We start from the raw sequence: 214 nt of genomic DNA on the forward strand, positions 1-214 counted from the left end.
CTTTACCATTTCAATTGATAAGGCCGATGGCAATTTAGCATCCCAAAGGGTTTACCTTGAAGATAAGCAAACCGGTACGATAAACGAATTAACGGCAGGTAATTATGTCTTTACCACAAAAGCAGGAACCTTCAATGATCGGTTTGTATTGCGTTATAGTGCCAATACACTGGGTACGGGTGATTTTGAAGTGGCAGATGATGCAGTTTGGGTT

General features: G+C 41.1%; 1 pseudogene. It reads left to right on the forward strand.

Annotated features, from left to right (window positions below):
• A pseudogene (locus FLACHUCJ7_RS25255) lies at positions 1-214 on the forward strand (T9SS sorting signal type C domain-containing protein); the annotation flags it as partial.

Source organism: Flavobacterium salmonis (genome assembly GCF_903819435.1).
Taxonomy (GTDB): Bacteria; Bacteroidota; Bacteroidia; order Flavobacteriales; family Flavobacteriaceae; genus Flavobacterium; species Flavobacterium chungangense.